The sequence below is a fragment of the Streptomyces europaeiscabiei genome, assembly GCF_001550375.1.
Lineage (GTDB): Bacteria > Actinomycetota > Actinomycetes > Streptomycetales > Streptomycetaceae > Streptomyces > Streptomyces europaeiscabiei.
Map to the genome: position 1 here is coordinate 1 of NZ_LRTR01000024.1, position 9,508 is coordinate 9,508.

Consider the following 9,508-nt stretch of genomic DNA (forward strand, 5'->3'; position numbering starts at 1 on the left):
CGGCGAGCAGCGCCTCGCGGTCGGCCGGCCCCAGGGCGTCCCAGGCCCGGCACACCGCCTTGCGCACCCCGGGGTCCTCGTGTCCCGCGTACTGGACCAGGACACGGCCCGGGATGCTCGCCGACCGGGCCGCCATCTCGCGGACGACCCGGTCGGGCGCGGTCAGCAGGCGCGCGTACGTCTCGTCGGGCAGGGGGTCGGCCACCCGGCGGTACGGCTGCGGCCCGTGGGCCAGTTCCCACCGCACCTTGCGTACGGGATCGTCCACCAGCCGGGCCCGGTCGGCCGGAGCCGCCCCCGGGTTCTGGGCGAACTCGGCACGCATCCGCCAGTCGTGATGGGTGACGAGAGCGTCGACGACGACGGCGGGCCATCCGGACCGGATGAACAGCCAGTTCCAGGCGGGCTTGGCCTCCGGATGCAGCAGCCGCAGGAGAACGTCGCCACTCGCGGCCGTGTTCCGGGCCAGCCCCGCAAGGATCTGCTTTCGCGCATACGTCACTGCTCGCTCCCCCGTCGCACCGGCCGGTCATCCTACGGGCCGACGTGGGCGGCGGGCTGTGACCGGCGCCGAGGTGGAGTACCCCCGGGGAGCGGCCCGTCGTGTGTGCTGCACTGCCGCGCTCCTGGGCAACCGTCGCCCCCTTCACGACACGGCATCCTGCTGCGGCACCCGGTGGGCGGGCACATCGACGAGCGGGCGGCGTTCGAGGCGATCGAGCCGGAGAAGGACGTCGACGGGGTGACCCTCGGCTCGTACGCGGCGATGAGCTTCGGCCTGCCCGGGTTCCTGTCCTGCGCACGACTCCTCGGTACGGCGGGCCGGGCTGATCACGCCGGTGCCGGGCGGGGTCGGCCCGATGACGATCGCCCCCCTGCTGGAGCAGACGGTCACGGGGGCGGAGCGGCAGTCGGGGTGGTGAGGAGCGGCCCGACCGTCGGGGGTGCTTTCGGACAGGGGCCTTTTCGCGTCATCGCGGTGCGGTCCCCTGCCGCGGTGTGGCGGCCGACGCCATACTGTCGGGCGTGCGCGTAGCGATCATGACGGCGGGTTCCCGGGGTGACGTGGCCCCGTACACCGGGCTGGGACACGGGCTGGTGCGGGCCGGGCACGAGGTCACGCTGGTGACGCACGCCCGGTTCGAGCCGCTGGTGGCGGGCTCGGGGGTCGCCTTCCACGCCATGCCCGTGGATCCGCGGGAGGAGCTGGAGTCGGCGCGCGGGCAGGGACTGCACCGCAGTTCCACCGGGGCCGGGAAGCTTTACCGGGCGGCGGAGATGGCCCGGAGTCTGGTGGGGCGGATGGCCGGTGACCTGGTGGCCGCCGCCCGGGCCAGCGACGTCCTGCTGTTGGCCGGCACCCTCGCGCCGCTCGGCCACACCATCGGCCAGGGCCTGTCGATCCCGAGTCTCGGCGTGAACCTCCAACCCCTCGCGCCCACACGGGAGTTCGCCCCGCCGATGACCGGGGTCCGCTCCTGGGGCCCGGTCGGCAACCGGGCGGCCGGGCACGCGGTGAACGCGGCCGTCGAGTGGATCTTCGCCGAGGAGGTGCGCAGGCTGCGCGCCGAGTACGGACTCCCGCGCGCCGGCCGGGTGTCCGCGCGCACCCGGGAGCGGCTGGGCCGGCCGGTGTTCCACGGCTTCAGCCCCCGGGTGGTGCCCCGCCCCGGCGACTGGCGGACCGGGCTGGACGTCACCGGCTACTGGTGGCCGTACGACCGTGAGGACCGGCTGCCCGCGCCGCTGCTGGACTTCCTCGACGCCGGGCCGCCCCCGGTCTTCGTGGGCCTGGGCAGCGCGACGGTGCCCGATCCCGGGCGGATGAGCGGCGAGATCGTACGGGCCCTGCGGGCGGCCGGGCTGCGCGGGGTGATCCAGCGGGGCTGGGGCGAACTGCGGGGCGAGGGCGAGGACATGTTCACCGTGGGCGAGGTGCCGCACTCCCTGCTCTTCCCGAGGATGGCGGCCGTCGTCCACCACGCGGGCGCGGGCACCACGGCGGCGGGCCTGCGCGCCGGGGTCCCGGCCGTGCCGGTGCCCGTCCAGTTCGACGAGGGCTTCTGGGCCGCGCGCCTCGTCGCCCTCGGGGTGGCTCCCGGAACCGTACCGCTGCGCGGCTTCACGGCCGCGGCGCTGGAGTCCGCACTGCGACGGGCGACCGCCGACCCGTCGTACGGCCGCCGCGCCCAGGCTCTGGCCGGGGAACTGCGCACGGAGGACGGGGTGCGGCCGGTCCTGGCCGCGGTGGACCGGCTGGCGGGCTGAGAACCGCGGCCGCGCCTCGAACCCACAGACGGGAGCGGGTTCGCCGGCCTGCGGTGAGGGGCGATGGGGGACGGGCGATTTCGGCGCGAGCAGCGTGCCCGGCCCCGGCGCGGACTGCCGCTCGGCCCGGGGACGAGCCCCGGCGCACCCCCTGAGAACCCCCTGAGAACCCCCGCCCGAGACGGCCACCACCCCGTGCCGGACCGCCTCGGGCGCCGTCGCCCTGCCGGACCGCCCGTACCGAACCGCCTCCTCATCCCCCCGGTCGCCATCCCGCCGGCCGCAGTATTCCCAGCAGCAGTCCGACCAGTTCGTCGACCACCTCGTCGAGGGTCGCGTCGACCCAGCCGGCCTGCCAGTCGTGGAGGAGGCCGTTGACGCTGCCGATGAAGGCCGTGGCGGCGATGCGGTAGTCGCGGGGGACGGCCTCGCCGCGTTCGGCGGCCGCGGCGGCCTCGGCGCAGATGAAGTCGATCCAGCGGGAGCGGCGTTCCAGGCGTCGGCGCTCCATGCGGGGGCTGACGCCGACGATCTCGGTGAAGGTGACGCGCAGTCGGCGGGGGTCGCCGGTGACGTTCGCGGCGTAGGCGCGGAACGCGGCGGTGGCGCGCTCGGCGATCGACTGCCCGTCCGCCGCGGCGAGACCGGTGAGCGCGGCCTCTTCCGCCCAGTCGTTGACCTGGAGGTGGAGGGCGGCCAGCACGTCCTCCAGGGTGCGGAACTCCTCGTAGAACTGACGGGTCGACAGTCCGGCGGCCTCGCTCAGTCCCGCGATCGTGGTTCCCCGGAAGCCGGGACTGTCGCCGAAGAGCTGGAGGCCCGCGTCGAGGAAACGGCCTCGGCGCTCGGCCCGGCGCTCCGCCGCGGACCTGCCCCCGTACCGGCCGGTGGGCTGTCTGGGCCTGCCCGCCACGCTGTTCCTCCCCACGGAAAGTCTCCCGGTGCGACGGCCGGGTTCGGCCGTCGGTCGATTTTGTCGTGTCCCCGGTCTTGTGGTGAAGCGGGGGCGTTCCTTACTTTCCAGTAAGTCCATTTGAACGTTGATGTATTCAGACTTGCCGCCTTGAGTTCTCACCTCACGTCCCCCCAGTCGTTTTGGCATGCCCTGAGCAAGCAGGAGGAACCGATCATGACCGTCCCCCGCACCCCCCGCCGATTCCGGCCCCGGCACCTCGGTGCCGTCGTCTCCGCCCTCGCGCTGACCGCCTCCGCCGCGGCGAGTGCCACCCCGGCGAGTGCCGCGGCCGATCTGCGCGAGGTGATGTTCGTGGGCAACAACTGGGAGGGCACCGCGGACGTCATCAAGTCCTCCGGCGACTTCGCCAAGGTCGGCCGGGTCAACGTCATCCCCGACAAGGCCGCCCGGATCGCGGAGATCAACGCCGATCCGATCAAGTGGATCGCCTACATGACGATCCGGAACAGCGTGGGTGAGGGCCACGACCAGTACGTCGACGACATGTACTCCACGCCGGACGGTTCGTCGATGGTCGTCTCCCGCCCGAGCTTCGCCGACGTGGTCTCCATCAACCTCACGACCGGGGCCATCAACTGGCGTTTCCCGGTGTCGGGTTACCGTTCCGACCACATGGCGGTCTCCCCCGACGGCAAGCGCGTCGCGGTCTCGGCCTCGACGGCGAACACCGTGCATGTGCTGGACATCGTCACCGGCAAGCAGCTCGGTTCGTTCAAGACCGGCGACAAGCCGCACGAGAACATCTTCACCAGCGACGGCAAGTACGTCTGGAACATGGCGATCGGCGATGTGAACACCCAGACCGACGCGCCCTGGCTGGACTGGACGAAGGGCGACCGGAAGATCACGGTCGTCGACACGAACACCTTCCAGCAGGTCAAGGTGATCGACATGCGGGAGCGGCTCAACGCCATCGGGCTGTCCGACTACTCGGACGCGGTCCGCCCCGCCGCGTTCTCGCCCGACGAGACGAAGCTGTACTTCCAGGTGTCGTTCTTCAACGGCTTCTTCGAGTACGACATCGCCACCGACAAGATCACCCGCACCAAGACCCTGCCGAAGTCCGCGGGGGTCAGCGACGACCGCACCACCTTCGTCAACGACTCGCGCCACCACGGCCTCACGATGAAGCCGGACGGCACCAAGCTGTGCATCGCCGGCACGATGGACGACTACGCGACCGTCGTGGACCGCGCGACCCTCCAGGAGGGGCCGCTCGTCCCCGTCTCCAAGCCGTACTGGTCGACCGTCAGCGGTGACGGCAAGTCCTGTGTGGTCTCCGAGAGCGGCGCCGACCAGGTCACGGCGATCGACTTCGCCACCGGGAGGAAGACCGTGTCCGTCGCGGTCGGCGACCACCCGCAGCGAGTGCGTCTCGCGCGGGTGCCCGCCGACTGGACCGGACCTTCGGCTAACTGAATTCAGACGTCAGCCAGTTCGACAGCTCCGTCCGTGCCGCGCTCAGTTGCGTGGCGGACGGGGCTGTCGCGCCGTTGGTGACCAGGGCGTAGTGGAGCTTGCCCGTGTCGGCGGCGGTGAGGAGCAGGCGGCGGCTGCCGGTGCCGCCCGGTTCCTTGGCGGCGGCGATGGGTGTCGACGTGGTGTACGTCGGCGGCGCGGCCGTCACCCCGAGGTCGGACACCACTGTGGTGGACGCGGTGGGGAAGGACGCCGGGAGATGCAGCTCGGTCGGTTCGGTGCTGCCGTCCGAGCGCCAGACCAGCAGGGAGTACTGGCCGGAGCCGACGAGCGAGGAGACGTTCGGCAGTGAGCTGGGCACCGGGTTCCACGTCAGTGTCGTGGAGCCGTCGCGCGACCGGTCCTCGTAGGTGAAGGCGACCGTGCTGCCCGCCGTGGCGCTCGGGTAGATCCGGTCCAGCATCCGGGCGTCCTGGCGGAGCACGGCCGCACCGGCGTCGTCGAGACGTACGGCGGAGAGGTCCTCGTCGTTCCAGGCGTCTCCCTCGACCTGCACCTTGTCGGGGTTGTCGTTCATCAGCTCGTGGTGGCGGCCCCAGTAGATGTCCCACTGCCACTGGGACCCGGACAGGACCGGGCCCGAGGAGGCCGGGTCCGACCACCAGTTGACGCCCTTCACCCGGGAGTCCAGCGCCTGGTACATGGCCTTGTAGACCGTGGGCGCCTTGTCGGAGACCGAGCCTCTGAGCGGGTGTCCGAACTCGCTGATGATCGCCGTGGTGCCGCCGGCGGTGGCCCGGTCACGCACAGTCCCGAAGTCGTTCACGTACTGGCCGTTCTCCGCCTTGCCCCACATGAAGATGCCGGAGATCGCCTTCTGGTCGTAGAAGTGGGTGTTGAAGACGTAGCGCGGTCCGATAGTGCCCGCGTCGAGGAGTCCGCCCTCCTGCTTCTGGAAGTCGATGTTGGCGTTCCAGAACAGGTTCGGCTCGACGAAGGCGGGCTTGGACTGCCAGCCCGCCGCGTCCATCCGGGCACGGAACTTGACGTAGAACGGCCACAGGACGTCCTTCTCCCACGTCCTGCTGGTCTGTCCGGAGTCGAGGGTGCCGGGATGCGGCTCGTTCCACGGGTCGAAGCCGACGACGCCCTGGAACTGGGCGGACGTGAGGTTCGACTTCACGTACGCCATCGTCTTCTGGGCGGTGTCGAGAAAGGAGTCCTGGACACCGTAGGTGTTGTGCCAGAAGTCGTACGTCGACTTCGTCACGGCCGCGTTGGACGTGATGTTCTGCCCCCAGAACGGGCAGATCCCGCAGTACTCGTCGGGATAGTTGCCCAGGTCGACGGCCCATTTGGGTGCGCCGTCGCCCGTGTACCAGCTGTCCGAGTCGAACAGCCAGCGGGAGTAGAGGTCCTGGTGGAAGTCCGGGTAGACGCGGATCCCGGCGTCCAGGAACGCACCCATCTGTGCGGTGGCCGCCGCCAGGTAGGTGGTGTTCACCTGCCCGCGCACGGGTTCCGCGTACGCCCAGGACAGCAGGAAGCGGACGGAGTTGCCGCCACCGAGTGCCCTGAGCGCGGTCGCCGACTTCTTCGCGTCGGAGACCGAGGCGAAGGGCAGACCGTTGTTCTCCTTGAGTTTCGTCTCACCCGAGACGTTGTAGCCACGCAGGACGACCTCGCGGCCGAGTCCGTCCTTGAAGCGGCCGCCCTCGACAGTGAGGGTGGCCGCGGCCTGCGAGTCGAACCAGAGTTCGTCAGTGAGAGCGGAGGCGGGCTGGATGGGGACCGCCGTGGTCAGGAAGCCGGTGACGAGTACCAGGACACCGAGCAGACGAGTGCGCAATCTTGACATGTCCGCCACATTCGACATGTGCACTACCGTCCCAATGGTCAGGCGGGCCGTCAATAGCAACTGACGCACGAGTAAGTACCCATTTTCGCAAGACAGTTCACGTTTCACGGCCGATTCTTTGCCCCACACGACCCGGCGAGGCCCTGAAAGCCCTTGTGCGCCCGCGCGGGGACCCGATAAAGGCCCCCCGCGCGGCCCTCCGGCGCCGCTCAGTCACCCACCCGCCGGGTCAGGTTCAGCAGGTACTCCTTGCGGTCGAGGGGGTTGAGGTCGGTGCGCGGCCGTTCGGGCACCGTGGCGCCGCCGACGGGCGCGTAGTGGTCGAAGGCTGCCTCCAGCTCCCCCTCGCCGTTGGTCGCTCCGGGCAGCCGCTGCTCCAGTCCATGCACCCGGGCGGCCGGCACCAGCCCCTCCAGCCGTACGGCCGTCCCACTCGTCCGGGTGTCCTGCGGTACGGCACGCAGCGCGGCCAGCACCGGCAGAACCGCGCCCAGGGTGTCCGCCGGGGCGTCGATCCGGAAACGGTGCATCGGCTCGTGGACGCGGGTGCCCGCCCGCCGCAGCGCGTCCATGAGCACCAGCGGGGTCAGTCCGCGGAAGTCCGCGCCCGTGCTCGACATGCTCTTGTCGAAGCCCTGGTGGGCGTGGCTCTGCCGGGGCGAGTAGCCGGAGTGCGTCATCGTCACCGTGCAGTCGGGGACCCTCCAGCCGTGGACGCCCTGCTCCAGCGCCTCCCGCACGCTGTCCTCGACGGCCTTGAAGAACGCGTACGGCATGGACCCGAGTTCCACCTCCAGCCGGAAGCCGACCCCGGAGCCGACCGGCGCCGGTTCCACCCGCAGCCCGACCGTCGCAAGGAACGGATTGCCGTCCTTCTTGTTGAACTCCACGGCCGCGCCGACGCCGGCGAGGCGCTCGACGCAGATGGTCGTCGTCTCGCGGAAGGTGACGTCGAGGCCGTACTCGTCCGCGAGCGTCGCCTGCACGACCTCCTTCTGCACCTCCCCGTACAGCGTCACGGAGGTCTCCTGGCGGAGACCGTCGTGACGGAGGCCGATCAGCGGGTCCTGCTCGGCGAGTTGGGTGAGGGCGAGGTGGAGGGCTCCCCCGTCCTCGGCGCGGGCGGGGAGGACGACCGTTTCGAGGGTGGGCGGAGAGAAGTGGTGCCCCTCGGCCGCCCGCTCGCGCGGTACGCCGACGGTGTCGCCGATCCGGATGTCGGACAGGCCCCACAGCTGTGCGATCCGGCCGGCCGAGACGGCTGCCCTGCGAACCGCCGCTCCTCCTTCGAAGACGCTGATCGCGGTGACCTTGCCGTGGAGCTCGCCGTCACGGAAGGCCAGCCGCTCGCGGGTGCGCACCGTCCCGGCGAACATCCGCACATAGGCGACCTTCTCGCCCGCCGGACCTCGCTCGACCTTGAAGACCGTGCCGGAGGCCTGGCCGTCCGACTCTCCGTGCTCTCCGTGCTCACCGTCGGTCGCGGGCAGCAGCTCCCGGATTCCGTCGACGAGTTCATCCATCCCCGCACCCGTGATCGCCGAGCCGTGGAACACCGGGTGCACCAGGGCTTCGCCGGTCTGGGCGGCGAGGGCCGCGCGCAGTCGGGTGTCGGGAACGGCCCTCTCGTCGTCGACGTAGGCGGCGAGCAGGCCGTCGTCGTGCTCGGCGAGGAGTTCGAGGAGGCGGGGCGGAAGGGGGGCGTAGGGAGTGAAGCAGGCATCGGGTGTGCCGAGTTCGCCGACGTCGCCCATGGGGACGATCGCCGGCGTGAGACGTGCCGCGATGGTCTCCAGCAGGTCCTGGTGGCGCGCGCCCCGGCGGTCGAGCTTGTTGACGAAGATCAGCGTGGGGATGCGCAGGCGTCGCAGGGTGCGCATCAGGACGCGGGTCTGTGCCTGGACGCCTTCGACGGCCGAGACGACCAGGACGGCGCCGTCGAGCACGTTCAGGACGCGCTCCACCTCGGCGATGAAGTCGGGGTGGCCGGGAGTGTCGATGAGGTTGACGGTCAGGTCGTCGATCTCGAACGAGACGACGGCGGACTTGATGGTGATGCCGCGCTGTCGTTCCAGCGCGAGGGAGTCCGTGCGGGTGCTGCCGTCGTCGACGCTGCCGATCTCGTCGATGACTCCGACGGTGTGCAGCAGGCGTTCGGTGAGGCTGGTCTTACCTGCGTCGACGTGCGCGAGGATGCCGAGGTTGAGCGTGCGTGACAAGCGTCATGTCCTTCGAAATGGGGGGCATTCCTTCCTGGTTGGACATGGACGCAGCGCGCATCGGGGCTCCTTGAACGGTCGGGGGGCTTCGCGCGCAGTGAAGCAGAGCGGTTCGCGCACTCGCAACGGGTTTCGCCGCCCCGGACCCCGTTCGCGGAGTCCCCTGCGCCCCTGAGAAGGGGCGCTGAACTGTGCGAGAAACCCCACCTGCCCGCAGCCGGACAACTCACCCGAGCGGGGGCGGAGGAAACCCTGGCGGCAGGCGGTGGGGAGCGGACTGTCGGACGCTGGAGGCACGGGTGGTGGCGGTGAGAGGAGTGGCTCCGTGCGTGAGATCCTTCCGGCACTCGGCGCGTGGTACGCGGCGGACTCCCCCTTCGGCCTTGCCACCGTCGTCGCGGTCAGCCGCAGCGCTCCGCGCGGGCCGGGGGCCGCCATGGCGGTCGGGCCGGGGGACGAGGTCGTGGGCAGCGTCTCCGGCGGCTGTGTGGAGGGCGCGGTGTTCGAGCTGGCCCGGGAGGTCGTGGCGTCCGGGGAGCCACGGATCGAGACGTTCGGGTACAGCGACGAGGACGCGTTCGCCGTGGGGCTGACGTGTGGCGGCGAGATCACGCTCCTGGTGCGGCGGGTGACGGCTGCCGAGGACCCGGCGTTCGGGCGGGTCGTGGAATCCGTGGGCGCCGGGCACCCGGTGACCGTGGCGACCGTGCTCGACGGCCCGGCCGCGCGTGGCGCCACGCTCGCCGTGTGGCCGGGCGGGACGTCCGG

At 71.0% G+C, this 9,508-nt stretch carries 7 protein-coding genes, 2 pseudogenes and 1 riboswitch; of the genes and pseudogenes, 5 read left to right on the forward strand and 4 right to left on the reverse strand.

Annotated features, from left to right (window positions below):
• Positions 1-502 (reverse strand): annotated as a pseudogene (locus AWZ10_RS49870) (hypothetical protein); the annotation flags it as partial.
• Positions 503-550: 48 nt separating this feature from the next.
• Positions 551-639: riboswitch (ZMP/ZTP riboswitch) on the forward strand.
• Positions 640-643: 4 nt separating this feature from the next.
• On the opposite strand from AWZ10_RS49870, the pseudogene AWZ10_RS56240 reads away from it, so the two are divergent.
• The 3 genes and pseudogenes from AWZ10_RS56240 to AWZ10_RS01020 form a co-directional block, all read left to right on the forward strand.
• Positions 644-799: pseudogene (locus tag AWZ10_RS56240) on the forward strand (tetrahydrofolate dehydrogenase/cyclohydrolase catalytic domain-containing protein); the annotation flags it as partial.
• A gap of 40 nt (positions 800-839) precedes the next feature.
• Positions 840-923 (forward strand): hypothetical protein, encoded by an 84-nt coding sequence (locus AWZ10_RS56245; protein WP_456340097.1) that lies wholly within the window; start codon positions 840-842, stop codon positions 921-923.
• Between the two features lie 118 nt (positions 924-1,041).
• Positions 1,042-2,268, forward strand: coding sequence for a glycosyltransferase (locus AWZ10_RS01020; RefSeq protein ID WP_060890207.1), 1,227 nt, complete (start codon positions 1,042-1,044; stop codon positions 2,266-2,268).
• A 253-nt stretch (positions 2,269-2,521) separates the two neighbouring features.
• Here the strand turns inward: AWZ10_RS01020 and AWZ10_RS01025 are convergent, their stop codons facing one another.
• Positions 2,522-3,181, reverse strand: a complete 660-nt coding sequence (locus tag AWZ10_RS01025) for a TetR/AcrR family transcriptional regulator (protein WP_046706843.1) — start codon at positions 3,179-3,181, stop codon at positions 2,522-2,524.
• Between the two features lie 216 nt (positions 3,182-3,397).
• Between AWZ10_RS01025 and AWZ10_RS01030 the strand changes: the two genes are divergently transcribed.
• A complete protein-coding gene (locus AWZ10_RS01030; RefSeq protein WP_046706842.1) occupies positions 3,398-4,663 on the forward strand; it encodes a YncE family protein in 1,266 nt (421 codons plus the stop codon).
• On the opposite strand, the gene AWZ10_RS01035 is transcribed toward AWZ10_RS01030, so the two are convergent.
• Positions 4,656-6,539, reverse strand: coding sequence for a glycoside hydrolase family 5 protein (locus AWZ10_RS01035; RefSeq protein ID WP_060890205.1), 1,884 nt, complete (start codon positions 6,537-6,539; stop codon positions 4,656-4,658). The genes AWZ10_RS01030 and AWZ10_RS01035 overlap by 8 nt on opposite strands.
• A 191-nt stretch (positions 6,540-6,730) precedes the next feature.
• Entirely contained in the window at positions 6,731-8,740 is a 2,010-nt protein-coding gene (locus AWZ10_RS01040) for an elongation factor G (protein ID WP_060890206.1), read from the reverse strand.
• Between the two features lie 325 nt (positions 8,741-9,065).
• Here AWZ10_RS01040 and AWZ10_RS01045 point away from each other — a divergent pair.
• On the forward strand, positions 9,066-9,508 hold a 443-nt coding region (locus AWZ10_RS01045; RefSeq protein WP_208618426.1), incomplete at its 3' end, for an XdhC family protein.

What these genes read in the sequence shown, in the direction of transcription:
- AWZ10_RS01035 (WP_060890205.1), bottom strand. Translation starts at nt 6,539, where the DNA reads ATGTCGAATGTGGCGGACATGTCAAGATTGCGCACTCGTCTGCTCGGT.
- AWZ10_RS01030 (WP_046706842.1), top strand. Translation starts at nt 3,398, where the DNA reads ATGACCGTCCCCCGCACCCCCCGCCGATTCCGGCCCCGGCACCTCGGT.
- AWZ10_RS01020 (WP_060890207.1), top strand. Translation starts at nt 1,042, where the DNA reads ATGACGGCGGGTTCCCGGGGTGACGTGGCCCCGTACACCGGGCTGGGA.